Genomic DNA, 26,236 nt, shown 5'->3' on the forward strand with positions numbered 1-26,236 from the left:
CGGCTTACCCAGACAATGCGGTTCCATCTTTGCCCACTGGGCGTCGGTCAGTACGAAGCGTTCCATCCAAAGTGTGAATCACATCTCCCCAAAAATGTGAATCCTAAATCCCCACAACCCCTAGTCTCCTCGGGGCGCTTTGACCTTTTGGCGGCCCCGGCCTCCGCCGGGGCGACGATTATCTTGCACGCCGCTCCGCGCTCAGCCGTGACATCAATATCGCCGCACGCTTGGCCTGAAGCGGGACCGACGTCAGGTCGACCGTTTCGCCCGGCGCGTGATCGCCGGTGCTGTACGGTCCCATGCCTGCAAAGCTGTCGACGTCCTTCGCCACGAAGCTGACATCGCCCGCGCCGCGCTTCAAAGGGTCGAGCACCGGCATTTCGGGCAGGCCCATGTCGCGGTTGACGATGTTGAGCCGGTCCAGGATCGCCTTGTTGCCCGGCGTCGGCGCCATCGCCGGATAGCCGCCCGCCGGAAATTCGATCGTCGCGCCAGTGCCCGGAAGATGATCGGCAACGATTGCCTTCATCTTCGTGCGTGCCCGTTCAGTCTGCTCGTCGGACAAGGTGCGCAGGTCGCCGCGCGCTTCGGCCAGCGGCGCTATTATGTTGGTCTTGCCGGTCGCGGTCGCGCGGATGCCCTCCGCATCGGTCGACTGGGTCGCGCCGCCTGCGATCAGGCCGACATTATAGGTCAGGTTGGTCTCCGGCAGTTCGCGGCGGAAGCGGTCGATGATCCGCGCCAGTTCATAGATCGCGCCATAGCCGGCCTTATCGCTGAATATGCCGCTCGAATGGCCGGTCTTGCCGGTCGCCCGCAGGATCCAGCTGTTCGAGGAGCGCCGCGCGATGGAGCCCATGTCGCGGCCATTGTCGCGCACCAGCCCTTCATAATCGAGCGCGACATCGGCGCGCTTGCCCGCCGCGATCAGGTCCGCGCGGGCGATCTCGATCGGGTCGCCTGCGTCCTCCTCGTCGCCGGTCAGCACGACTTCGATATCGGCGCCGGCCAGCGTTCCGGCCGCCTTCATCGCGCGCAAGGCGGCGATCATCACGACCATGCCGCCCTTGTCGTCGCCCGCGCCGGGGCCCTCTGCCTTGTCGCCTTTCACCGTCCATGTCTGGAACGGGCTGTCCGGTTCGAAAACCGTATCGAGATGGCCGATCAGCAAAAGGCGCTTGCCACGCCCATTGCCCTTGTGGGTCGCGACGATGTGGCCAGCGCGCCCGGCCTTTTCCATCGGCACCCACTTCACCTTGAAGCCCAGTGGTTCGAATTCCGCGCGCATCATCTCGCCTACCCTGGTCACGCCGGCAATGTTGCGCGAACCCGAGTTGGTCTCGACCAGCGTCCTGAGCAACTCGATGCTGCGCGCCCGTTCGGCGTCGACGGTGCGGACCATCTGCATTTCGCTCTTGCTCAACGCCGCGACAACGGGGGAGGCGGTTGAGATAAATAGGACACAGGCCGCGAGTTTCCGCCAGTTTCGGGTCGTCATGAACAGCTCCGCTTGTAATCTGGATCAGGATGGATCATATGCAGCGCTGCGTCGATGCTGTTTTGCAGCATTTGGCCGATGAGCAGCGTGATCTCCTGTCCATTCCAAGGGACAGGCCGGCTCGGGCCCGCAGGACGCAAACCAAGCTGAGGCTTCCCAATTCACGCGGGTCGTCATGTGAACCCGCTGTCGCATGAACGCCCGTTCGTGCGCCCGCACCTTTGAAAGTGCATCTGTGACCAAATTTTCCGAACTCGGTCTTATCGAGCCCCTGCAGCGCGCGCTGGCCGCCAAGGGCTATGACATTCCCACCCCCATTCAGTCGCAGGCGATCCCGCCGCTGCTGGAAGGCCGCGACCTGTGCGGCATCGCGCAGACCGGCACCGGCAAGACCGCGGCGTTCGCGCTGCCGTCGCTCCACCATCTTTCCGAAAATCTGAAGCATACGCCGCCGCAGGGCTGCCGCATGCTGATCCTGGCGCCGACCCGCGAACTGGCGAGCCAGATCGCCGAGAGCTTCGTCCAATATGGCAAGTTCCTGCGGCTGAGCGTCGCCACCGTCTTCGGCGGCGTGCCGATCAACAAGCAGATCCGCCAGCTGTCGCGTGGCGTCGATGTCCTCGTCGCCACCCCTGGCCGCCTGCTCGACCTGATCGATCAGCGTGCGCTGAGCCTGAAGTTCGTCGAGATCTTCGTCCTCGACGAGGCCGACCAGATGCTTGACCTGGGCTTCATCCATGCGCTCAAGCGCGTCGATCAGCTGCTGCCGAAGAAGCGCCAGTCGCTGTTCTTCTCGGCGACGATGCCCAAGGCGATCGCCGAACTGGGCGACCGTTTCCTGACCAACCCGGCCAAGGTGTCGGTCGCGCCCGCCGCGACGACCGCCGAGCGGGTTGAGCAGTACGCAACCTTCTGTAACCCGGCCGAGAAGCAGGCGCTGCTGACGCTGCGCATCCGTTCGGAGCCGATCGACCGCGCGCTGGTGTTCACCCGCACCAAGCACGGCGCCGATCGCGTCGTGAAGAATCTGCGCGCCGCCGGCATCGAATCGGAGGCGATCCACGGCAACAAAAGCCAGCCGCAGCGTGAACGCGCGCTGGGCCTGTTCCGCAAGGGCGACATCCGCATCCTCGTCGCGACCGATATCGCCGCGCGCGGCATCGACGTCGGCGGGGTCAGCCACGTGTTCAACTTCGAGCTGCCCAACGTTGCCGAGCAATATGTCCACCGCATCGGCCGCACCGCGCGCGCAGGCGCGGCGGGCATCGCCATCGCCTTCGTGGCCGATGACGAGCGGCCCTACCTCAAGGCGATCGAGAAGCTGACCAAGATCCAGCTGCAGATCCAGCCGCTGCCGGAGAACTTCATCAGCGAGAAGGCCAAGCTGCCCAAGCCCGTGCCGAGCGCGCCGCAGCCGCAGGGCGACCGCCGTCGTCACGATGCCGCCGGCGGCCGCAATGGGGCCGAGGGCCAGCCCAAGCGCCGTTTCAGCCGTCCCAAGGGTGCGCCCGGCGCGCATAAGGGCGCGGTGCGCCGCTTCGGCGGTGGGGGCGGACGGTAACTCTCAATCCTAAGGCGTCATGCCAGCGGAGGCTGGCATCTCGGGAGGCTAGGGCGCTCGTCCACCTCCTGAGACCCCAGCCTTCGCTGGGGTGACGTCATGAGTGGGTGAGTTTCGCCCGCATCTTCGCCAGGCGCTCGATCGCCGCGTCAAGGACGGCATCGTCCTTGCAATAGCAGAGCCGCACGATGTTGGTGACGGCGCCTTCCTCGAAGAAGGCGGATACCGGGATCGTCACGACCCCGCCTTCGATCGCCATCCGGTCGGCAAAGGCCGCATCGTCGAGGGTAATTCCCGAGGCGGTCAGGTCGACGGAGACGAACCAGGTCGCCTGGCTCGGCAGCACCGCATAGCCGGCGGCCTCGAGCCCCGCGATCAGTCGGTCGCGTGAGCGCGCAAAGGCCGTACGCATCTCCATGAACCAGCTCGCGGGCTTCCCGAGCCCTTGAGTGACCGCGACCTGCAGGTTGGGCGGGGTGGTGAAGGTCATGAACTGGTGCGCTCTTGCCACCTGCGCGGCCAGCGCCTTGCCGGCGACCATCCATCCGACCTTCCAGCCGGTCAGCGCGAAGATCTTGCCCGCCGAGCCGATCTTGACGGTGCGATCGCGCATGCCGGGCAGGGTGATCAACGGTATATGTTCGCCGCCGAAGATGACATGCTCCCAGACCTCGTCGCAAACCGCGACGACATCATGACGGATGCAGCGGTCCGCGATCAGTTCGAGCGTGGCCCGATCGTACATCCTGCCGGTGGGATTGGCGGGATTGTTGAAGATTATCAGCCGGGTCTTCGGTCCGACCGCGGCGTCGAGCGCCGCCGCATCGAGCGTCCAGTGCGGCGGTTCGAGGCGGATCAGCCGGGGAATGCCGCCAGCGCGGCGCACCATCGGCATATAGGCGTCGTAGAGGGGCTGGATCAGCACCACCTCGTCGCCTTCGGAGACAAGGCTGAGTATCGCCGCGGCGATCGCCTCGGTAGCGCCCGACGTCACGACGACTTCGGATTGCCAGTCGACATCGAGGCTATGATGGTCGCGATAGTGGCTCGCGACCGCGCGGCGCAGCTCGGGGAGGCCGAGCATCGGCGGATATTGATTGTAGCCATCGATCAGCGCATCGGCTGCGGCGCGGCGGACATCCTCCGGCCCCGGCGCGTCGGGAAAGCCCTGACCGAGATTGATCGCGCCGGTTTCGCGGGCGAGAGCCGACATCTTCTCGAATATCGTCGTAGGCAGCGCGGCGTAGACGGGGTTCATGCGATCTCTCAGGCGTTGGGAACCGGCTTTTTCAGCCGGTGCCAGATGAACCAGACGCCGCCGACCACGATCGAGCCGACGATCACGAAATCAATCATGTGGAGTATTCCGCTCAGCCGTGGATCGGTGCGCCATTGCTCGCCCAGCTTCATCCCTATCCAGGCGAGACCGTAACACCACGGCCACGATCCGATGAAGGTATAGAAGTGGAAGCGCCACAGGTTCATCCGCGCGACTCCTGCCGGAAATGCGATGAACGAGCGGATCGCGGGAAGCAGGCGGCAGACCAGAACGGTCAGGTCACCCCAGCGGGAAAAGAAGCGCTCTGCCCGGTCAAGATCGCCATGGCTCATCAGCACATAGCGGCCCCAGCGGTCGATCACTGCACGGCCCCCGCGCTTGCCGAATTCATAGGCGAAGATCGATCCGACATTGCAGCCGATCGCCCCGGCGGTTGCGGCCATATACAGATCGAACCGCCCCGTGGAGACCAGATAGCCCGCGAAGGGCATGATGATCTCGGACGGCAACGGGATGCAGGCGCTCTCGATCGCCATCAGGATGACAATCCCGGTATAGCCGGTCGTCGAGATCACGGTGATGATGAAGCCAGCGACGATGGCTATGATCTTGTGAAACATGACTATCGGTTAACGGCGGCGGCAGGGGATGGCAAACCGGTCACTCAGATGGGCCGGTTCGCCCCCTTGCCGTCGAGGACTTCCCGCACTTTGACGCCCAGTTGCGTGACGCTGAACGGCTTCGGCAGGAAGGCGACCCCGGCGTCGAGCATGCCATTATGGACGACTGCGTTGCGGGTATAGCCGGTGGTGAACAGGACCTTCACATCGGGCCGGATTTTCAAGGCGGCATCGGCGAGCTTGCGGCCATTCATCTCGGGCATGACGATATCGGTGAACATCATCGTGATGGACGGCTGCTCGCCGAGAGCCTTGAGCGCATCGCTGCCGTTGGCTGCCGAAATCACGACATAGCCGAGCTCGCGCAACGCATCGACCGAGAAGTGGCGGACCCGCTGCTCATCCTCGACCACGAGCACCGTCTCGCCCGGCCGCGCGGTCGGCACGACGGCCTCGCTTATCGCAGGGCGGCTGCGCGTATCGGCAATCTGGCCGATATGACGCGGAATATAGAGTTTTACCGTGGTGCCATGGTCAGGCTCGGAATAAATCGCGGCATGGCCACCAGTCTGCTTCATGAAGCCGAAAATCTGGCTGAGACCCAGGCCGGTGCCCTTGCCCACGGGCTTGGTGGTGAAAAATGGGTCGAAGGCCTTGGCGATGACATCGGCGCTCATGCCAGTGCCTGTGTCGGTGACGCTGAGCATGACATATTGGCCGGGCGTCACATCGCCGCGCGAGCGGGCGTAATCATCGTCGAGATAGGCGTTCGCGGTTTCGATCGTGATATGGCCGCCCTCGGGCATCGCATCGCGCGCGTTGACGGCGAGATTGATCACAGCATTTTCGAGTTGGCTTGGGTCGACGAAGGTACGCCACAACCCGCCCGCCAGCACGGTTTCGACCATATATTGCTCGCCTACCGTGCGCTGAAGCAGTTCGGACATGCTGGCGACGAGCTTGTTGACGTCGACTGTGAGGGGCGCGAGCGGTTGCTGGCGGGAAAAGGCGAGCAGTCGTGCTGTCAATGCCGCCGCGCGCTCGGCGCCCTCATGCGCGTTATCGATATAGCGCAGTAGCCGGTCGGGATCGCCGAGCCGCCGGCGGGCGAGATCAAGGCTGCCGATGACGATAGCCAGCATGTTGTTGAAGTCGTGCGCGATGCCTCCGGTCAGCTGGCCGATCGATTCCATCTTCTGCATCTGTCGCATCTGTTCTTCAGCGTTTTCGCGCGCGGTCATCTGATCGCGCAGGGCGGCTCCGGCGGCAAGCGCCTCGTCGCGCGCCTTCAATATCTCGCTCTCGCGCCGGACGCTATCGTTGATCACGACCGCCGCGGCCACCAGCGTAATCAGCACCGCGCCGACCAGCATCAGGCCAAGGCCCTGTACCAGCAGATCGGTCTGACGCCGCCGCTCGCTCAATAGCCGTTCCTCCTCGTTCACCATCTGCTGCATGATGGTGAGGGCCACCTTCATGCGGCGCACGCCTTCACCGGTTTCGATGCGAGAGGTCTCGCCCCGCTGCTCTCCGGCATCCGCGGCCACGACGCCTTGCCTGGCGAAGGCGAGCTTCGCAGCGATGGCGCGGCGCAACCTGGCCACGTTGGAGATCTGAAGCGGATTGTCGCTGACTTCGAAGGCCAGACGGTCGAGCGAAGGATCTATCTCATCGGCAAGCTTGTTAAGGTTCGCCTTCATCGCGGGACTGCGGGTCAGCACATAGCCGCGATGCTCGGACTCGATCGCGCGGACGTGATCGGTCAGGCCGGTCAGCAATATCTGCACACGGAGCGAATGTTCAGACCAGTCGCCCGCCCGGCTTTGCGCGCGCGCAAGAAAGAGCGCTGCGACCGTCGCCAAGATGGCAACGATCAATCCGGCAAGTGCAAGATAAGGAACGCGTCTTCTAGCCAACCCCATGACGTTTTCTTAGGGCCGTTCCGCCGGGTCGCAAGGGAAATCCCGTTTCCATGCGAGCTGAATTCATTGCGAATTCGCAACGATATCCGCCCAGCCGGCCTCGTCCGTCACCGCGACGTCCAGGTCTTGCGCCTTCTTGAGCTTTGATCCCGCGCCTGGGCCGGCGACCAGCAGGTCGGTCTTGGCCGATACCGAACCGGCGACCTTTGCGCCCAGCGCCTCGGCCTGCGCCTTTGCCTCGTCGCGTGACATCGTTTCCAGCGTGCCGGTGAAGACCACCGTCTTCCCACTGACCGCAGAGGCGCGGGTTTCGTGGATCACATCGGCGGGCCGCAACTGGGTGAGCAAATCCGCCACGGCGTCGGCGTTATGTGGCTCGGCGAAGAAGTCGATCAGGGTCAGCGCGACCTCCGGTCCGACGCCGGGCGTTTCGATGATCGCCGCCAGCTCCTTGGCGATCCTTATCGCGAACTTCTCGTCGGTCTCGCCGACGGCCTGCACTGCCGCATCGCGCGCCTCGATCGCCTGATCGATCATCGCCTTGAGCGCGTCCCAGCTCCGGTAGCGGCGGGCGAGATCGCGCGCGGTGACTTCGCCGACATGGCGGATGCCCAGCGCGAACAGGAAGCGATCGAGCGGCGGGTTCCGCTTGGCATCGATCGCCGCGACGAGATTCGCTGCCGACAATTCGGCCCAACGTTCGCGGCCAAGCAATACCTCCTTCGTCAGCCGGAAGATGTCGGCAGGCGACTGGACCAGTGCGTCTCGGAAGAAGGTCTCGATATGGACGATGCCCAATCCCTCAATGTCGAGCGCGTGACGTGACACGAAATGCCGCAGCGATTCGACCCGTTGAGCGGGACAGGTGAGGCGGCCGGTGCAGCGATAGTCGACCTCGCCGGGCTCGCGCTCGGCACTCGATCCGCATTCGGGGCAGACCAGAGGGAAGGGCCATGCCCCGCGATTCTCGTCGCGCGACAGGTTCTCGACGATCTGCGGAATGACATCGCCCGCGCGTTGGACGATCACGCGGTCGCCCGGCCAGACGTTGAGCCGGCCGATCTCGTCGGCATTGTGCAAGGTCGCGTTGGTGACGACGACGCCGCCGACCGTGACGGGCTCGAGGCGCGCTACGGGGGTGAGCTTGCCGGTGCGGCCAACCTGGATGTCGATCGCGTTGAGCAGGGTCTGCGCCTTTTCCGCCGGAAATTTATGCGCGATCGCCCAGCGCGGCGCGCGCGCGACGAAGCCAAGCCTTTTCTGCCAATCGAGCCGGTCGACCTTGTAGACGACGCCGTCGATATCGAACGGGAGGTCGGCGCGGCGCGCCTCGATGCCGCGATAATGGGCGAGGGCGGGGCCTTCGCCGTGGACCCGGACGAGATCGTCCGCCACCGGTACGCCCCAGGCGGCGATCGCATCCATTACGCCCTTTTGCGTCTCGGCGGGCAGGGCGGATGCTTCGCCCCAGCCATGGGCGAGAAAGCGTAGTGGCCGCGATGCCGTGACGGAGGGGTCCTTCTGGCGCAGCGAGCCGGCGGCGGCGTTGCGCGGATTGGCGAACTGACGTGCCTTGGCGGGGTCTTCGGCTTCTTCCAGGAGGCGGGCGTTAAGCGCGGCGAAATCGTCCTTCGCCATATAGACCTCACCGCGTATCTCGAAAATCGCGGGGGGCTGATCGAGCAGGTTCGCGCTCTTCAGCCGCTCGGGGATATCATCGATGGTGCGGACGTTGGCAGTCACGTCCTCCCCGACTGCTCCATCGCCGCGCGTTGCGGCGAGCATCAGAACGCCCTTTTCGTAGCGCAGCGAGCAGGACAGGCCATCGATCTTGGGTTCGGCGGTGAGCGCGACCGGCTCTTCGGGGGAAAGACTCAGATAGCGGCGGACCCGCCCCACGAAGTCCGCGACATCCTCGTCGTCGAAGGCGTTGTCGAGGCTGAGCATCGGCTGCGCATGCGCGACCTTCGAAAGATGTCCCGATGGCGCCGAGCCGACCAGCTTCGAGGGGGAATCGGAGCGGACCAATTGCGGAAACTCCGCCTCCAGCGCGGTGTTTTCGCGCGTCAGGGCGTCATAGTCGGCGTCGGAAATCTCCGGCGCGTCCTCGCCATGGTAGAGCGCATTGTGCCGGGCGATCTCGGCGGCAAGGAAAGCGAGCCGCTCGGCGGCCTGGGATTCGGTCGTCATTTCGCCCTTCTAGGCGGTACGGCGCGCTATCGCCAAGCTTCGCTGTGATCCCGCCGACCAGGCTTAAAGCGACGAGCATCATCATCCATGTGCCAGGCCGGGCGCGGTGATTGGTGAGGCTGGCATTATCGCACCGAAGCCCGCGCACCCGAAGGAATAGTCGCTGCCGTCAGGCGACCTTGGCTTCGACGGGACCGGCGGTGATCATCACGATAGCGCGCAGGATCTGCTCGGGCGTGAAGGGCTTAAACAACATCGCCGTTCCCTCGGCCAGGTCGGCATTCTCCACCGCATCGGCATTGCCGGTGATCATGATGGCCGGCAGGCCGGGGCGGCATTCTCGCGCGCGGCGGACGAGTTCGCTGCCCGACAGATGCGGCATCGCATAATCGGTAATGAGCAGGTCGAACGCGGCATCGGCGTCGGACAGCAGCATAAGCGCCTCCGGCCCGTCGCCTGCGGTCATGACCTTATGGCCGAAGTCGCTCAGCATCGCCTCGGCCGTCGCGCGAACGCCCTCATGGTCGTCGACCAGCAGGATGCTGAGACCCGCGGCGGTGGGCGTGGGGAGGGCTGATGCCTCGATCACGGCGGCCGGCGCCATCGCGCTGGCGGGAGCGCGGGGCAGCCATATCTGCACCGTCGTGCCCTGGCCAAGCTGGCTGGCGATCCGGATCGTGCCGCCCGATTGCTGGGCGAAGCCATAGACCATGCTGAGGCCAAGGCCGGTGCCTTTGCCGATATCCTTGGTCGTGAAGAAGGGCTCCATCACCCGCTCGAGCATCTCCGGGGCGATTCCGGACCCATTGTCGGCGACCTCGAACACTACATAATTACCGGCGGGAAGCCCGCCCTGATCGCCTAGGATGGTGTCGTTGTGAACAGAGACGGTGACAGTGCCGCCCTGCGGCATGGCGTCGCGTGCGTTGATGATCAGATTCATCAGCGCCAGTTCGAGTTGCGCGTCGTCGGCATAGGCCGGCCATACCGCCTTGTCGGTCTCCCAGGCGAGCGTGGTCAACCCACCCAGCGTATGCTCCAGCAGATCGCTCACCGATTTCGCCAAGGCGGCGGCGTCGATCGGGGCAGGGGCGAGCTTCTGCTTGCGGGCGAAGGAGAGCAGGCGGGCGACCAGCTCGGCGCCTTGCTCGGCGGCATGTTTGGTCATGGTGATGATCTTGCGCTGATCGTCCTTCAATTCGACGCGCCGCTCGATCATGCCCAGTCCACCGAGGACGGCAGCCAGCAGATTGTTGAAATCATGGGCAATTCCGCCGGTCAGCTTCCCGATCGCATCCATCTTGCGCGACTGGAGGAGCTGGAGTTCGAGTTGCTTGCGGTCGGTGATGTCGAGCAGGGTGCCGGCAATCTCTACCGCTTTGCCATCTTCGTCGCGCAGTGTGACGGCCTGGTCCAGGAAATGCTTGTAGTCGCCATTGGCGCATTGCCAGCGATATTCGACACCCGAGCTTTCGCCGCTCACGCGCGCCGCCAATGCCGTTTCGACCCGTACCCGATCGTCGGGATGCAGCCTTTCCCGCCAGAGCTCCGGCGATCCCCGGACCTCGTCGAGCATGAATCCCGTCAGCGCCTCGAAATTGCCGCTGACATATTTGGGAACGCGCGGGGCGGCCTCGGGCTCTTCTAGATAGAGCGCGATCGGCAGCGAATCGATGATCGCCAGCTGACGCTTCTCGGCGAGACGCAATTCCCGTTCGGTGCGCAGTAATTCGGCGTTGGCGCGCAGATTTTCGTCGAGCAGCGCCTGTTCGGCGCGCGCCTTGTGCTGGATTTCCCGGCGCATCCGGTAGAGATCGACGAACACCGCGACCTTGGATTGCAGTACGACAGGTTCGACCGGCTTGAACACATAATCGACCGCGCCCATCGAATAGCCGCGGATCAGATGTTCGGTCTCCTTGTTGACCGCGGACAGGAAGATGATCGGAATGCGTTTGGTCTGTTCGCGGCTGCGGATGATCTGGGCGCACTCATAGCCGTCCATCATCGGCATATAGACGTCGAGCAGGATGACTGCGAACTCGTCCTTGAGGAGATGGCGTAATGCTTCCTCGCCCGAGCGCGCCAGGACGACCTCCGCGACATCCTCCAGCACGGTCCGCAACGCGAGCAGGTTGCGCTCGTCGTCATCGACCACGAGAATCCGCGCGGGTTCGTCGTTGCTATCGTCGAGCAGCTTCAGCCGGCTGTCGTCTTTCACCGGGAGCGACACGATCATTCCGCCGCCGTACCGGCCAGTTCGGCCGACCATTCGCGTGACCGCCCGATCCACACGCGCAGCAGCGCGAGCAGCAGTTCGATATCAACCGGTTTGGCGATGTAATCGGACGCACCGGCGTCGAGGCATTTCTGCCGGTCGCCCTTCATCGCCTTGGCTGTCACCGCGATCAACGGTAGCTCGGCCAGTTCCTTGCGCTGCCGGATCTGCTGCATCGTCTCATAGCCGTCCATCTCGGGCATCATGATGTCGATCAGCGCGATATCTATCCCCGGAGTCTGTTCAAGGATGATGATGCCGTCCTGGCCACGCTCGGCATGGAGAACCTCGACATCATAGCTCTCCAGCACGCTGGTGAGCGAATAGATGTTGCGGATATCGTCATCGACGATCAGGATTTTTGCTCCGGCCAACTCCGGTACCGTCCGCAACGCCGACGCTGTCTCATTGCCGTCGACCAGCGTCAGCGCCGGTGCGTGCGGCTGATTGTGCACCAGCGCCGCAAGATCGCCGAACACCTGTTTGAGCTGTTCGGGCGTCGCCGGCTTTTCGGTGATGCCGATCGCGCCCAGGCCCTGCGCTTCGGCGAGCCGGTCGCGGCCGGACACGACATGGATCGGGATGCGCATCGTCTGGGGATCGTGCTTGAGCAGATCGAGCAGCACGAAGCCGTCGATATCGGACAGGCCGAGATCAAGGGTGATCGCGTTGGGTTGCATCTTGCGCGCCATCGCCAGCGTGCCCGCGCCTGCGGTCGAGATTACGCCCTTGAGCCCCGCCTCATGTGCGACGTCGAGCAGGATCGATGCGAACGTCGGATCATCCTCGATGATCAGCACGAAGGGCGCCGCGTCGAGCGCATCGCGATCGTCGGTAACTTCCATCGGCGCGGGCAGGGCGGTGGGGACGTTCGCCCCGCTATTGTCATAACGCGCCGTCGTTCCGCTGCCGATCACCGCCGCCGGGGCGACGGCCTGTATCGGCACGAACAGGGTAAAGGTGGAGCCTTCGCCCGGAGTGGAGCTTACCTGCAACTCGCCGCCGAGCAGGCGCGCGATTTCGCGGCTGATCGAGAGGCCGAGGCCGGTGCCGCCATATTTGCGGCTGGTGGTGCCGTCGGCCTGCTGGAACGCCTCGAAGATCAGCTTCTGCTTGTCCTGCGGAATGCCGATACCGGTGTCGGTCACGGCGATCTCGATCACGCCGTTTGCGTGGCGCAGCACCGGATGGTTGGTGCTCCACCCCGCGGCCACGTTACGCACCGCGAGCGTCACGCTGCCATGCGCGGTGAACTTGAACGCGTTCGACAGCAGGTTGAGGACGACCTGTTGCAGGCGCTTCTCGTCGGTGCGGATCGCGCCCGGCAGCGTCTCATCGAATTCGACGCGAAAATCGAGATTCTTGTCGGCGGCGAGCTGGCGGAAGGTGCGTTCCATATGCTGCCTGAGGCTGCCCATCGGCATGTCGCCCAGCTCGATCGACACCGTGCCCGATTCGATCTTCGAAAGATCGAGGATGTCGTTGATCAGGCTGAGCAGATCCGACCCCGCCGAATTGATCGTCCGCGCGAACTCGGTCTGCTTTTCGTTGAGGTTGCCCTGCGGATTGTCGGCCAGCAGCTTCGAGAGGATCAGCAGCGAGTTGAGCGGCGTGCGCAGCTCGTGCGACATATTGGCGAGGAACTCGGACTTGTATTTGGAGGTCAGGGCGAGCTGTTCGGCCTTCTCCTCGACCGCGCGGCGGGCCATGTCGATTTCGAGGTTCTTCGCCTCGACCTGACGCTTTTCATTTTCGAGCAGCTGCGCTTTTTCCTGCAATTCCTCGTTGGTGGCGTGCAATTCCTCCTGTTTGGTGGTCAGTTCGGTCTGCCGCGCCTGAAGCTCCTGGGTCAGGAGCTGTGACTGCTTGAGCAGGCCCTCGGTGCGCATTGTCGCTGCGATCGTGTTGAGCACGATGCCAACCGATTCCATGAGCTGGTCGAGGAAACTCTGGTGCGTCTCGTTGAACTCGCTGAACGAGGCCAGCTCGATCACCGCCTTCACATCATCTTCGAACAGCGCCGGCAGGATGTTGATGTTGGCGGGGGCGGCATGCCCCAGGCCCGACCCGATCCGGACGAAATCCGCCGGCGCATTCTGTAGCAGGATCGGGCGTTTGTCGGCGGCGGCCTGCCCGACCAGGCCCTCGCGCAGATTGAAGGTGGGCTTCAGCTCGTCGCGCTTCTCGGCGCCATAGCTTGCGGCCAGTTCGAGAACGGTCTCGTTCTCCTCACGCTTGGCGACGTAGAAGACCCCATATTGCGCGTTCACTAGCGGCGCGAGCTCCGACATGATCAGGTTCGACACGGTGGTGAGATCGCGTTCGCCCTGCAGCATGCGGGAGAAGCGCGCGAGGTTGGTCTTGAGCCAATCCTGCTCCGCATTCTTCAAGGTCTGTTCCTTGAGGTTGCGGATCATCTCGTTGATATTGTCCTTGAGCGCGGCCATCTCGCCCGACGCCTCCACCGCGACCGATCGGGTAAGGTCGCCCTTGGTGACGGCGGTCGCCACGTCGGCGATCGACCGCACCTGATTAGTCAGGTTAGTCGCCATCGCGTTGACGTTGTCGGTAAGGTCGCGCCACAGGCCCGACGCGCCGGGCACGCGCGCCTGACCGCCCAGCTTGCCCTCGATGCCGACCTCGCGGGCCATGTTGGTGACCTGGTCGCCGAAGGTCGACAGCGTGTCGATCATGAAGTTGATCGTCTCGGCGAGCGCGGCGATTTCGCCCTTGGCGTCGACGGTCAGCTTGCGCTTGAGGTTGCCCTGGGCCACCGCGGTCACCACGTCGGCAATACCGCGCACCTGGTTGGTCAGGTTGGTCGCCATCAAGTTGACGTTGTCGGTCAGATCCTTCCACGTGCCGCCCACGCCGGGCACCTGCGCCTGACCACCGAGCTTGCCTTCGGTGCCGACCTCGCGGGCGACGCGCGTCACTTCCGACGCGAAGCCGTTGAGCTGATCGACCATGACGTTGATCGTGTCTTTCAGCGCGAGGATTTCGCCCTTCACGTCGACGGTGATCTTCTTGGACAGATCGCCGCGTGCCACGGCCGTGGTCACGTCGGCGATGTTGCGAACCTGGCCGGTGAGATTGTCAGCCATCAGGTTGACGTTGTCGGTGAGATCCTTCCAGGTGCCGGCGACGCCGCGCACCTGCGCCTGTCCGCCCAGCTTGCCCTCGGTGCCGACTTCGCGGGCGACGCGGGTCACTTCCGACGCGAAGGAGTTGAGCTGATCGACCATCGTATTGATGGTGTTCTTCAGTTCGAGGATTTCGCCCTTCACATCGACGGTGATTTTCTTCGACAGATCGCCCAGCGCCACGGCCGTTGTCACCTCGGCGATGTTGCGGACCTGACCGGTAAGGTTGGCCGCCATTGCGTTCACATTGTCGGTGAGATCCTTCCAGGTGCCGCCGACACCTTCGACCTGCGCCTGACCGCCGAGCTTGCCCTCCGAACCAACTTCACGCGCCACGCGGGTCACTTCGGATGCGAAGCTGTTGAGCTGATCGACCATCGTATTGATGGTGTTCTTCAGTTCGAGGATTTCGCCTTTCACGTCGACGGTGATCTTCTTGGAAAGGTCGCCGCGCGCGACGGCGGTGGTCACCTCGGCGATGTTGCGGACCTGTCCGGTCAGGTTGCCCGCCATCAGGTTCACATTGTCGGTAAGATCCTTCCAGGTGCCGCCGACGCCTTCGACCTGCGCCTGACCGCCGAGCTTGCCCTCCGAACCCACTTCGCGGGCCACGCGGGTCACTTCGGATGCGAAGCTGTTGAGCTGATCGACCATCGTGTTGATGGTGTTTTTCAGTTCGAGGATCTCGCCCTTCACGTCGACGGTGATCTTCTTGGAAAGGTCGCCGCGCGCCACGGCGGTGGTCACATCGGCGATGTTGCGGACCTGTCCGGTGAGATTGTCGGCCATCAGGTTGACGTTGTCGGTGAGGTCCTTCCACGTCCCGGCGACGCCGGGCACCTGCGCCTGCCCGCCGAGCTTGCCTTCGGTGCCGACCTCGCGCGCCACGCGGGTCACTTCGGATGCGAAGCCGTTGAGCTGATCGACCATCACGTTGATGGTGTTCTTGAGTTCGAGGATTTCGCCCTTCACGTCGACGGTGATCTTCTTGGACAGATCACCCGATGCCACGGCGGTGGTGACTTCGGCGATGTTGCGGACCTGTCCGGTGAGATTGTCGGCCATCAGGTTGACGTTGTCGGTGAGATCCTTCCACGTGCCGGCGACGCCCGGCACCTGTGCCTGACCGCCGAGCTTGCCTTCTGTGCCGACCTCGCGCGCCACGCGGGTCACTTCGGATGCGAAGCCGTTGAGCTGATCGACCATGACATTGATGGTGTTCTTGAGCTCGAGGATCTCGCCCTTCACGTCGACGGTGATCTTCTTCGATAGATCGCCGGACGCCACGGCGGTGGTGACTTCGGCGATGTTACGCACCTGCCCGGTCAGATTGTCGGCCATCAGGTTGACGTTGTCGGTGAGATCTTTCCACGTGCCGGCGACGCCTTCGACGCGTGCCTGGCCGCCGAGCTTGCCTTCGGTACCGACCTCGCGCGCCACGCGGGTCACTTCGGATGCGAAGCTGTTGAGCTGGTCGACCATCGTATTGATGGTGTTCTTGAGTTCGAGGATTTCGCCCTTCACCTCGACGGTTATCTTCTTGGACAAATCGCCCGACGCCACGGCGGTGGTCACCTCGGCGATGTTACGGACCTGCCCGGTCAGATTGGCCGCCATCAGGTTGACGTTGTCGGTAAGGTCCTTCCAGGTGCCGGCGACGCCCTTCACGGTCGCCTGGCCGCCGAGCTTGCCTTCGGTACCGACCTCGCGCGCCACGCGCGTCACTTCGGAGGCGAAGGAGGCGAGCTGGCCAACCATCGTGTTCACGACATTGCCGATGCGCAGGAACTCGCCACGCAGGGGGCGACCGTCGATCTCGACCGTCATGGATTGCGACAGATCGCCCTTGGCGACCGCGCCGATCACGCGCGCGACCTCAGCGGTCGGCTGGACCATGTCCTCGATCAGCTCGTTGACCGACCGGATCGCATTCTCCCATCCGCCGGTCGCCGATTTGACACGGCCGCGCTGGGTGATCTTGCCTTCCTTGCCGACCACGACGGAAAGCCGGCCAAGTTCCTCGGCGATCTGCTGGTTGATCTCTACGACTTCGTTGAAAAGTTGCGCGATCTCGCCATCGGGACCGGCGATATCGTCGCGGAGCCGAACGGAAAAATCGCCGCGCCGCAGGCTGCGCAGGGCGGACACCAGATGACGGCGATCGAGGCCGTCGATGGAGGTTTCGGCGTTCACTAACGGCTCCCGGTTTTCTCCCCCCGGTTAGAAGTGTCGCTCGGCCCCCCGGCCCGCGAGACGGTACATAGCAACGTCGAGTTGAGTGGTCTCGCAAAATTTTCGAGCCGTAACGTCTTGCCATCATGGCCTTGCCGATCCTATTGCTCAATCCGCTTTGGGGAGCCTGCGTGGAAATTGCGACGAGCACCGTAGCGAATGCCCAGCCAAGCCCTTGCCACGTTCATCCGGTCGACCTTCCGGTCGGTGTGGGCGCTCGAGCTGTTGCTGCTGATCGCCGGGGAAGGGGCGAGAAGCTGGTCGCAGGCCGAACTCGTCGCGGCGTTGCGGGCCAGCGAGCTGATTGTCGCCCGCGCGATCGAGGAATTGGCGGCGGCCGGCCTGGTCCTGATCGAGCAGGACATGCGGGTGCGCTTCGGGCCGGTATCGGATGATCTGCGCGATATGACGGCAATGACCGGGGCGCTCTATGCGCGATCGCCCGACAAAATTCGGCGCATGATCGTCAGTGCAGGCACCGACGGGCTTACCGCTTTCTCCGACGCCTTCCGGATACGGAAAGACTGACGATGTTCGCCTACCTTCCCGCCGCGGTTTATCTGCTATGTTTCGCGACCAGTGCGCTGTGCGCGATCATGCTGGGCGGCAGCTATCGGCGGTCGGGCGCGTCACTCCTGTTCTGGAGTTCCTGTTGCTTCGTGCTGCTCGCGATGGGCAATCTGGTCCTGGTGTTCGACTTGCTGGTCATCCAGTCGGTCGATCTGCGGATACCCCGCATCCTGCTGAGCCTGGCGGCGATATCGACTTTGCTGTTCGGCTTTATCTGGAATGGGGAGGACTGAGTGCCGCTGGTCGATTTCCTCAGCGGCGCGGTGATGTTCGGCCATCTGATCGCCGGCCTGTTCTTCCTGCGCTTCTGGCGACGGACGGGCGATGAGCTGTTCCTGGCCTTTGCGCTCGCCTTCGCGCTGTTCGGCGTCGCGCAGGGGGCGATCATGCTCGCGAACAATTATTTCGAGGAGCGCAGCTGGGCCTATCTTCCGCGTCTGATTGGGTTCGCGATCATCATCGCCGCGATCTTGCGCAAGAACCGCCGGCGGACCTAGCTCAAACCGCTTCGAGCAGCCGCATCGCCTGCGCGCGCGCTTCGGCGGTGACTTCGGCGCCCGACAGCATGCGTGCAATTTCCTCCCGGCGTTCCTCGGAGTCGAGTGGGCGGACCCCGGTGCGGGTAACGAGACCGTCATGGCTCTTGGCGATCAGCCAGTGATGGCGGCCGCGCGCCGCGACCTGCGGGCTGTGGGTGACGACCAGCAGCTGCGCGCCGCTGGCGAGACGCTGCAATCTTTCGCCGATCGCGCTCGCCACCGCGCCGCCGACGCCGCGATCAATCTCATCGAAGATCATCGTCGTGGCGGCGCCTTCCTCGGCGAGCGCGACCTTTAGCGCGAGGATGAAGCGCGACAGCTCGCCGCCGCTCGCGATCTTGATAAGCGGCGCGAAGGGCGCCCCGGGATTGGTCGATATCTCGAACTCGACCCGGTCGCGGCCCGATGGGGACCAACCGCTCTCAGGCAGAGTCTCGACCATCGTGCGAAAACGCGCGGCGTCGAGCTTGAGCGGGGCCAGTTCGCCGGCGACCGCCGCGTCGAGCCGCGCGGCGGCGGCGCTCCGTGCCTCGCTGAGCCGTATCGCGGCGTCGGTGTAGGTTTGACGGGCGGACTTTGCGGTGGCTTCAAGCTTGGCGAGGCCCGCATCGCCTGCCTCGATCCGGTCGAGCCTGCCCGCCAGTTCGTCGCGTAGCGCCGCGAGTGTGTCGGGATCGACGCGGTGCTTGCGGGCGAGAGCGCGCAGCTCGAACAACCGGGTCTCGGCCGCGTCAAGGCGGGCGGGATCGAAGCGCATCGCATCGGCAGCGGCGGCGAGCCGATCCTCGGCCTCGCTCGCCTCGATCACCGCGCGGTCGAGTGCGGCGAGGGCTTCACCAAGCAGCGGATGTTCGGGAGCGATCCGGTCGAGCCGGCGGGCGGCCTGACGCAGCGCCGAAAGCCCGCCTTCGGACCCATCGAGATGCGCCGACACCGCTTCGAGGTCATCGGTGAGCTTCGCGCCCTTCTGCATGTCCGAGCGTTCGGCTGCGAGAATGGCCTCCTCGCCGGGTTCGGGCGCGAAGCGGGTAAGTTCGTCGACTGCGTGGTCGAGCCATTCGCGATCTCGCGCGGCATTCTCCAGATCGGTCCGCGCGGCTTCCAGCGCGTCTTCGGCCTGACGCCAGGCGCGGTGCGCAGTGGCGACCCCGGCGACGTCGAGCCGCCCGAAGCTGTCGAGCAGCGTGCGGTGACCGCGCGGGTTGATCAGGCCGCGATCGTCATGCTGCCCGTGGATCTCGACCAGCATCGCGCCGAGTTCGCGCAACGTCGCCGCCGATGCGGGCTGGTCATTGATGAACGCCCGGCTGCCGCCGTCGGCCTTGACGACGCGACGGATCACAAGCGCTTCGCCGGCTTCGGTGTCGAACCCGTTTTCGGCGATCAGAGCGAAGGCAGGATGGTCCGGTGCGAGTTCAAAGCTGGCCGATACCATCGCCTGTGCCGCACCGTTTCGCACCAGTCCGCTGTCGGCGCGCATGCCGAGAGCGAGGCCGAGCGCATCGAGCAGAATCGACTTGCCCGCGCCAGTTTCCCCCGTGAGGGTGCCGAGTCCGGGCCCGAATTCGAGATCGAGCGCCTCGATCAGCACGACGTCCCTGATGGCGAGCGCAGTCAGCATGGGACATCTGTAGAACATCGCCCCCCGCACCGCCAAGAGGCTGATCACGGCAACGGGTCTTTCCTTCAGCCGGTTTATATCAATAGATAGGCCATGGAATCCCGGCGGATAGAAATTCTCGATGGCTGGCGGGCGCTCAGCATCCTCCTCGTCCTGACAGGTCATTTCATTCCCATCGGTCCGAAAAACTGGGAGATGAACAGCGCCTTCGCGCTGTCCGGGCTCGCACTATTCTTTGTCCTGTCGGGTTTCCTGATCACCCGATTCCTGCTGGAACGGCAGGATATCCCGGACTTCCTGCGCCGGCGCTTGTTTCGTATCGTTCCGCTTGCGTGGTTGGCGATGCTGATCCTGGCGATCTGGAACCGACCCGATTCGATCAGTCTGGCCGCCAACCTGCTCTTCATTTCCAACCTGTTTCCCGGCCAGCTTATGAATGGCGGCGGACATCTGTGGAGCCTGTGCGTCGAAGCGCAGTTCTATGTCGGTATCGCCTTGCTGGTCGCCCTCTGCGGTCGTCGAGGGCTGTATCTGCTTCCCTTGCTGTGCGTGGCCGTGACGGGCCTGCGCGTTCATGCCGACGCGCAGATCGACGTCGCGACCTGGCTGCGCGCCGACGAGATATTGGCGGGAGCGACACTCGCGCTGGTCTGCCATGACGAGCGTGCGACGGCGTGGATGAGGAAAGCGCCGGCCATTCTTCCGGTCCTGTTGCTGATCCTGCTGCTCGCGTCCGGCCGCCAGAGCGCGGGCATGTTGCACTTCGTCCGGCCTTATGCGGCGGCGAGCGCAGTCGGCTTGTCGATCTTCGCCTTTCCCGCGATTTTGCGTCGGTTGTTCACGTCCCGCCCCGCCGCATATGTCGCGAGCATCTCCTATGCCCTGTACGTCTATCATGGGATGCTGGCGGTGACGTGGCTGGGAAGTGGCGACATGCTGGCGCGCTATCTGAAGCGTCCGTTGCTGATCCTCGCGACCTTTGCCGCCGCGCATGTCTCGACCCGCTATTTCGAAAGGCCCGTCCTCGTCTGGGGCAAGCGGCGGGGGCGGCGCTGACACTTTCCTTTTCGGCGGCCAATGTCCATTAGAAGGCATGGCTTGGGTGGAGACGATAATGCGGCGGTTACTGGTGCTGGCGTTGGCGGCGCTGCTCTGCATCGGCATCGCTGTCATCGCGAACTATAGCAAGCAGCAGCCTGCCTCCAACGCCGTGGAAGCTCCTGCGACGGCCGCCGCGCCGCTGCCCCGGCAGCCGACGGCGTTCGGTATCAATCTGTCGACGGTCGCTTATTGGAGCAAGCAGCGTGCCTTCATGAACCTGGCGGTCGGGGGCATCTGGCAATCGATCAACGCAGGCTGGGCCGAGTTCGATCATGACCGGATCGACGGGAACGGCACCGTCTTGTCGTTGAAGCCGGGCGAGAATGTCGCGATGGCGCTGATCCGGCCGCCGCGCTCCTATCTGGGCGACATCGCGATCCGCTGCCGTTTCGACGGCAAGGGGGTCATCGACGGGATCGGCATGGTCAGCCCTGTGGCGTCGCCCGGACGGCTCGACTTCATCTGGCGTCACGACATAGAGACCGCGCAGTTTCGGCTCAACGCGACCGACCCGGCCGATCCGATCCGCAACATCGATTGCCGCGAGGCCGATGCCGATCCGAAGCTGCTGTTCGACTCCGCCTTCGTAGAGACGCTGACGCCGTACAAGGCGGTGCGGTTCATGGACTGGCAGCAGGCCAACGGCAACGTTGCCGGAACATGGTCCCAGCGCACATCGCCCGGTGCGACGATCCAGTCGAGCGGGCAGGGCGTCGCGATGGAGCATATGGTGACGCTTGCCAATCAGGCGAAGACCGATCCATGGTTCGTGATGCCGTGGAACGCAGACGCGACCTATACGGAAAACTTCGCGCGTTACGTGCACGACCACCTCGATCCCTCGCTGACGGTCTATGTGGAGGTCGGCAACGAGATCTGGAACATGGATTTCCCGGCCGGCAAGCAGGCGCGCGCCGAGGGTATCCGCGACAAGCTCAGCGCCAATCCCGACGAGGCCCGGATGCGGCGCTATGCGGTGAAGGCTGTCGCGGGGTTCAAGATCTGGTCACGCGTCTATGCGGACCGCCCGAAGCAGCTCGTCCGGATATTGTCCGGCCAGAATGCCTGGCCCGATCTGCTGCGCTATGCCGTCGACTACAAGGATACCGCGGCAAATGTCGATGCGCTCTCCACCGCAGTCTATTTTGGGCAGCAATTGCTGGAAACGCCGCCCGCCGACACGCGCGACGCCGGGCCGCTTTTTCCGCCGCTGATGGCGTCGATCGACGCGACCTTCGCTTCGGCGCGGACCTTCAAGCAAATGGCCGACAGCCATGGCCTGCGTTATGTCGCTTATGAAGGCGGCCAGCATGTCAGCTGGCATGGTGCGGACCCGACGCTGATCGGCCGCATCAACCGCGATCCGCGCATGGGCGACGCCTATCGCAAGTTCATGACCCTATGGGCGCGCGATTTCGGTGACACGCTGATGCTGTTCCATTCGGTGAGCCCGCCGGGCAGTTCGATGCATTTCGGTCTGGCCGACTATAGTGGCCAGCCGATATCCGAGACCCCGAAGCGCAAGGCCGTCCTCGACATGATCGCCGCGACGAAGGGCAAATGACCGGATGATCCGGCAATGGCTGCTGGGATCGGCCGCCGGACGGCTTGCCCTCTCGCTACGCGATGGTTTCGATCTGCTGACGGCGGGGCGTGAGGAGATCGGCGCCGTCGCCAACGATCAGCTCGCCGGCATGCTGGTCGCGCGCCTGACGGATGAAGGCGGCACCTTCATCGATATCGGCGCACATATCGGATCGGTGATCGCGGCGGTGCGCCGTCATTCGCCCGGCGCGACGATCGTCGCGGTCGAGGCTATCCCGGAGAAGGCCGAGCGGCTCCGTGCGAAATTCCCCGGCGTCCGCGTCGAATGCTGCGCGCTTGCCGAGCGCGAAGGGACGGCGAGATTCTTTATCGACCTCGATCGATCGGGCTACAGCTCGCTGGCGAAGGGCGAGGGGCGGCAGCGCGAGATCGAGGTGCCGTTGCGCACCCTCGACGGCCTTATCGCCGATGGCCGCGCCGATGTGATCAAGATCGACGTCGAGGGCGCCGAACTCGGCGTCTTGCGTGGTGCGGTGGCGCTGCTCGAGGCGTCGCGGCCGCTGATCATGTTCGAGAGCGGACCGCATGAGGTGCTGGGTCATGGCAAGGAGGCGATGTGGCGCTTCCTGCGCGAGCGCGACTATGCCGTCTTCGCACCTAATCGCCTCGCCCATGAAGCGCCGCCGTTCAGTGTGGAAGGTTTCCTCGACAGCCATCACTATCCGCGTCGGACGACAAATTATTTCGCGGTTCCGCTCGAAAAGATCGAAGCGATCCGCGCTAAGGCACGGAAAATCCTGAATATAAGATGAGTGTTAGCTGCCGGTCACTCGTCTGGCAAAGCGGGTGACATCGTCAAGCACGGGGGCTTTGTCACGGAAGGGTCTGGCCAGCGCGGTGACGATACCGACATGGCCGAGGCCGGGATAGACTTTCAGTTCGGACGACGCGCCCAGCGACCGCAGCTTGCGATCGAGGTTGATCGAGTTCTTAGGCCAGACGGTGTCATCCTCGCCGCCATGCAGCAGCAGCATCGGCGGTGCGGAGGCGGCGGCATAATGGATCGGCTGGGTCTCGTCGGGCTTTGGCCAGCCCCCGAAGGTGTTCTTCACCACCGCCCCGTTGAAGGGCAGGAAGTCATAGGGTCCGGCCAGACCGGCGAAACCCTTGATCGCGGCGCGGTCCCCACCCAGGAACTGCGGGTCGAGCGCCAACATCGCGGCGTTATAAGCGCCCGCCGAATGGCCCACGAGGACGATCCGGTCGGGATCGGCGCCGTATTGCGTGGCGTGGCCGCGGGTCCAGCGGACCGCTTCGGCGCAATCCTGAACGAAGCCGGGAAAATGGACCTCCGGGACCAGCCGGTAATCAGGCACCACCGTGACGAAACCCTGCGCCGCCAGCGCGCGCGCCGCGAAGTGATAGCCCTCACGCGTGCCATTGGCCCAGGAGCCGCCATAGATGAAGACGATCACCGGCAGAGCGCGTTGCCCCGCGTTGACCGGCGCGTAGATGTCGAGCTTCCGGCGTGGGCCGTCGCCATAGGATATGTCCGACGCGACCTTCCGGCTACCGCCGTCCTTGGGCATGACGGTGTCGAACGCCCGCACCGGCGAACAGGCGGCGGCTACCAAAGCGCCGCAGAGCATCGCCGCCAGTCCGGCCAAGGTCAGCTTCGTCATCATATCTCCGCATTATTGGATACCGTCATCTACGCCAGTTGCTACTGTCTGGTTGCGCCGTGCGTTGTGAGGGGCGTCACTTGATCAAGCATAGGAGGCAAGCATGATAGTTCGGAGCGGATCGGCCCATTATTCGGGGCTCGGCAAGGATGGAAAGGGGCATGTCTCGACCCAGTCGGGCGTGCTCGACAAGCAGCAATATGGGTTCAACACCCGGTTCGAAGATGGGAAGGGCACAAATCCCGAGGAATTGATCGCGGCGGCGCATGCCTCATGTTTCACCATGGCGTTGAGCTTCGGGCTCGCCAACGCAGGCTATAGCGACGGTGAGCTCGATACCACCGCCAAGGTATCACTCGACAAGGAAGGCGAGGGCTTCAAGGTGAGCAAGTCTGCGCTGACGCTGCAAGCAAAGGTGCCCGGCATCGATGCGGACGAGTTCGCGAAAATCGCCGATGACGCAAAGGCGAATTGCCCGATCTCGAAACTGCTGAATGCAGAAGTAACGCTAGAGCGCACGTTGCTGTAACGCCATAACGAAGGGGGCCGGAAAACGGCCCCCTTCTCCCAGTCGGCTCATAAAGCCTTGGCTCTAAATCCGCAGCAGCGGATTATTCGCCATTATTCCCGTAGCCGCCGGGCTGACCGCCCTGCTGGCTGCCGTCACGCTCACTCTGCTGTCCGCCCTGCTGGTTCTGCTGGCGGTCAACCGAACCGGAGCGCTGCTGTTCCTGATCTTCCCAGTCCTGTCCGCCTTCGGTGCCTTGGCCGGCTTGGCCGGCCTGGTTATTCTGCGAACCCTGGTCGCCTTGCTGACCCTGCTGATTCTGCTGCTGGCGGCCCATTTGACCTTCGCGCTGTTGATCCTGCTGGCCGTTAGGATTGGGATTCTGGCTCATCTCATTCTGGTCACTGCGGTCGTTGCCGCCCTGGCGATTCTCGCCCATGGCATCTTCTCCTGTGAATATCCTGTTGGAAGGACACTGGAAGAACGGACAGCTACCGGCCGCGTTCCGGTCATAACGGCCAAGTGACTGAAAACGCGATATTCTGATAACGAAACGAGCTTGACGGGATCAGCGGCGTTGCGGAGGAGGGCTGCTATCCGTAGGACGCTCGCCGTGACTCGGAAGGGATATATATGTCGCAGCCGTTGAGGGTGGCACTTGCAGGCCTGGGCACCGTGGGTGCGGGCGTCATCAAGCTGATCGACGAGAATAGAGCGCTGATCGAGCGCCGTGCTGGTCGCGCGATCGAGATTGTCGCGATTTCCGCGCGCGACCGGTCACGCGATCGTGGTGTCGACCTCAGCCGTTTTGCCTGGGTCGACGATGCGACGACGCTTGCCGCCGCGCATGATGTCGATGTCGTGGTCGAACTGGTAGGCGGCGCCGACGGCCCTGCGTTGACGCTGGCGCGCGAGACGCTCGCCGCGGGCAAGCCCTTCGTCACCGCCAACAAGGCGATGATCGCGCATCACGGCCTCGAACTGGCGGGCCTCGCCGAACAGCGCGGCGTCGCGCTCAAATATGAAGCTGCGGTCGCGGGCGGCATTCCGGTGATCAAGGGGCTGCGCGAGGGCGCCGCCGCCAACGTCATCTCCGAGGTGTCCGGTATCCTCAACGGCACCTGCAACTACATCCTCACCGAGATGGAGGAGAAGGGCAGCGACTTCGCCGATGTCCTCGGCGAAGCGCAGCGGCTGGGCTATGCCGAGGCAGACCCCAGCTTCGACATCGACGGCGTCGACGCCGCGCACAAGCTGTCGATCCTCGCGAGCCTCGCCTTCGGCACCGCGGTCGACTTCGACGCGGTCCAGATCACCGGTATCCGGCACGTCATCGCCGCCGATATCGCCGAGGCGGCGGCGCTTGGTTTCCGCGTGCGGCTGGTCGGCCATGGCGAGGCGAACGCCAAGGGGCTGTTCCAGCGCGTCCACCCTTGCCTTGTGCCGCTCAGCCATCCGCTCTCGCATGTCTCGGGATCGCTCAACGCGGTGGTGGCGCACGGCAATTTCGTCGGCAGGCTGTTCTTCCAGGGGCGCGGCGCGGGCGAGGGGCCAACCGCCTCTGCCGTCGTCGCCGACCTGATCGACATTGCCCGTGGTGAGACCGGCCCCGCCTTCGCGATGCCGGTCGCCGCGCTCGCCAAGCCCGCCGCCGCGGCCGCCGGGGATCGCCGCGGCCGTTCCTATCTGCGCTTCACCGTCGCCGACCGCCCCGGCGTGCTGGCCGAGATCACCGCCGCGATGCGCGATGCCGGGGTCTCGATCGAGAGCCTGATTCAGCGTGGCGTCACCGATGAGGATCATGTCCTGATCGCCATGGTCACCCACGTCGGACCCGAACGCGCGGTCTCCGACGCCCTCGAAAGGCTCGACGGGTCGCAGAGTCTCACCGGTAAGCCGATGTTGATGCACATCCTGGACGATTGAGGCGCCGGGCTTCTCGAC

Annotated in this window: 19 protein-coding genes; 9 read left to right on the plus strand and 10 right to left on the minus strand. The window is 64.2% G+C overall.

What is annotated here, in order from left to right; translation table 11 throughout:
- Positions 1 to 178 precede the first annotated feature (178 nt).
- Positions 179 to 1,501, minus strand: coding sequence for a M20/M25/M40 family metallo-hydrolase (locus tag WP12_RS11805; RefSeq protein ID WP_046193921.1), 1,323 nt, complete (start codon positions 1,499 to 1,501; stop codon positions 179 to 181).
- A 193-nt stretch (positions 1,502 to 1,694) separates the two neighbouring features.
- On the opposite strand from WP12_RS11805, the gene WP12_RS11810 reads away from it, so the two are divergent.
- Positions 1,695 to 3,062 carry a DEAD/DEAH box helicase gene (locus WP12_RS11810; protein ID WP_046193922.1) on the plus strand — a complete coding sequence of 456 codons (1,368 nt, stop codon included), beginning with the start codon at positions 1,695 to 1,697 and terminating at the stop codon, positions 3,060 to 3,062.
- Between the two features lie 97 nt (positions 3,063 to 3,159).
- Here WP12_RS11810 and WP12_RS11815 read toward each other — a convergent pair whose 3' ends face one another.
- The 6 genes from WP12_RS11815 to WP12_RS11840 form a co-directional block, all read right to left on the minus strand.
- Positions 3,160 to 4,320 (minus strand): aminotransferase, encoded by a 1,161-nt coding sequence (locus WP12_RS11815; protein ID WP_046193923.1) that lies wholly within the window; start codon positions 4,318 to 4,320, stop codon positions 3,160 to 3,162.
- A gap of 8 nt (positions 4,321 to 4,328) precedes the next feature.
- Positions 4,329 to 4,961 (minus strand): DedA family protein, encoded by a 633-nt coding sequence (locus WP12_RS11820; protein WP_046193924.1) that lies wholly within the window; start codon positions 4,959 to 4,961, stop codon positions 4,329 to 4,331.
- Between the two features lie 44 nt (positions 4,962 to 5,005).
- Positions 5,006 to 6,823 carry a CHASE3 domain-containing protein gene (locus tag WP12_RS11825; RefSeq protein WP_235399109.1) on the minus strand — a complete coding sequence of 606 codons (1,818 nt, stop codon included), beginning with the start codon at positions 6,821 to 6,823 and terminating at the stop codon, positions 5,006 to 5,008.
- A 123-nt stretch (positions 6,824 to 6,946) separates the two neighbouring features.
- Positions 6,947 to 9,073 (minus strand): NAD-dependent DNA ligase LigA, encoded by a 2,127-nt coding sequence (ligA, locus tag WP12_RS11830; RefSeq protein WP_046193926.1) that lies wholly within the window; start codon positions 9,071 to 9,073, stop codon positions 6,947 to 6,949.
- A 169-nt stretch (positions 9,074 to 9,242) separates the two neighbouring features.
- Positions 9,243 to 11,312: a response regulator gene (locus tag WP12_RS11835; protein WP_052730353.1), complete on the minus strand. Its 2,070-nt coding sequence runs from the start codon at positions 11,310 to 11,312 to the stop codon at positions 9,243 to 9,245.
- Positions 11,309 to 16,687 (minus strand): HAMP domain-containing protein, encoded by a 5,379-nt coding sequence (locus WP12_RS11840; protein ID WP_046193927.1) that lies wholly within the window; start codon positions 16,685 to 16,687, stop codon positions 11,309 to 11,311. Before WP12_RS11840 ends, WP12_RS11835 begins: the two co-directional genes overlap by 4 nt.
- 198 nt (positions 16,688 to 16,885) lie before the next feature.
- Between WP12_RS11840 and WP12_RS11845 the strand changes: the two genes are divergently transcribed.
- Genes WP12_RS11845 through WP12_RS11855 form a run of 3 tightly spaced genes read left to right on the plus strand, consistent with a single transcriptional unit; the run spans position 16,886 to position 17,793 of the window.
- Positions 16,886 to 17,254: a hypothetical protein gene (locus tag WP12_RS11845; RefSeq protein ID WP_046193928.1), complete on the plus strand. Its 369-nt coding sequence runs from the start codon at positions 16,886 to 16,888 to the stop codon at positions 17,252 to 17,254.
- 2 nt (positions 17,255 to 17,256) lie between these two features.
- Positions 17,257 to 17,529 carry a DUF5985 family protein gene (locus WP12_RS11850; RefSeq protein ID WP_046193929.1) on the plus strand — a complete coding sequence of 91 codons (273 nt, stop codon included), beginning with the start codon at positions 17,257 to 17,259 and terminating at the stop codon, positions 17,527 to 17,529.
- A complete protein-coding gene (locus WP12_RS11855) occupies positions 17,530 to 17,793 on the plus strand; it encodes a DUF5985 family protein (RefSeq protein ID WP_235399110.1) in 264 nt (87 codons plus the stop codon).
- Position 17,794: 1 nt separating this feature from the next.
- On the opposite strand, the gene recN is transcribed toward WP12_RS11855, so the two are convergent.
- The gene (gene recN / locus WP12_RS11860; protein ID WP_046193930.1) at positions 17,795 to 19,456 is read right to left on the minus strand and encodes a DNA repair protein RecN; all 1,662 of its coding nucleotides are present in this window, start codon (positions 19,454 to 19,456) and stop codon (positions 17,795 to 17,797) included.
- 93 nt (positions 19,457 to 19,549) lie between these two features.
- Here recN and WP12_RS11865 point away from each other — a divergent pair, with 93 nt between their 5' ends.
- From WP12_RS11865 to WP12_RS11875, 3 genes are read left to right on the plus strand one after another with little or no spacing between them, the layout of a single operon-like run.
- Positions 19,550 to 20,512 carry an acyltransferase family protein gene (locus WP12_RS11865; protein WP_046193931.1) on the plus strand — a complete coding sequence of 321 codons (963 nt, stop codon included), beginning with the start codon at positions 19,550 to 19,552 and terminating at the stop codon, positions 20,510 to 20,512.
- 58 nt (positions 20,513 to 20,570) lie between these two features.
- Positions 20,571 to 22,121 (plus strand): hypothetical protein, encoded by a 1,551-nt coding sequence (locus WP12_RS11870; RefSeq protein WP_235399111.1) that lies wholly within the window; start codon positions 20,571 to 20,573, stop codon positions 22,119 to 22,121.
- 4 nt (positions 22,122 to 22,125) lie between these two features.
- A complete protein-coding gene (locus WP12_RS11875; protein ID WP_046193932.1) occupies positions 22,126 to 22,914 on the plus strand; it encodes an FkbM family methyltransferase in 789 nt (262 codons plus the stop codon).
- 3 nt (positions 22,915 to 22,917) lie between these two features.
- Here WP12_RS11875 and WP12_RS11880 read toward each other — a convergent pair whose 3' ends face one another.
- Positions 22,918 to 23,784 (minus strand): alpha/beta hydrolase, encoded by an 867-nt coding sequence (locus WP12_RS11880; protein WP_046194011.1) that lies wholly within the window; start codon positions 23,782 to 23,784, stop codon positions 22,918 to 22,920.
- A 103-nt stretch (positions 23,785 to 23,887) separates the two neighbouring features.
- Between WP12_RS11880 and WP12_RS11885 the strand changes: the two genes are divergently transcribed.
- Complete coding sequence (locus tag WP12_RS11885) at positions 23,888 to 24,313, plus strand: OsmC family protein (RefSeq protein ID WP_046193933.1); 426 nt, start codon at positions 23,888 to 23,890, stop codon at positions 24,311 to 24,313.
- Between the two features lie 82 nt (positions 24,314 to 24,395).
- Here the strand turns inward: WP12_RS11885 and WP12_RS11890 are convergent, their stop codons facing one another.
- Positions 24,396 to 24,731: a hypothetical protein gene (locus tag WP12_RS11890; RefSeq protein ID WP_046193934.1), complete on the minus strand. Its 336-nt coding sequence runs from the start codon at positions 24,729 to 24,731 to the stop codon at positions 24,396 to 24,398.
- 194 nt (positions 24,732 to 24,925) lie between these two features.
- Between WP12_RS11890 and WP12_RS11895 the strand changes: the two genes are divergently transcribed.
- Complete coding sequence (locus WP12_RS11895) at positions 24,926 to 26,218, plus strand: homoserine dehydrogenase (RefSeq protein ID WP_046193935.1); 1,293 nt, start codon at positions 24,926 to 24,928, stop codon at positions 26,216 to 26,218.
- Positions 26,219 to 26,236: the final 18 nt, after the last annotated feature.

Source organism: Sphingomonas sp. SRS2, assembly GCF_000971055.1.
In the GTDB taxonomy this organism is placed as follows: Bacteria; Pseudomonadota; Alphaproteobacteria; order Sphingomonadales; family Sphingomonadaceae; genus Rhizorhabdus.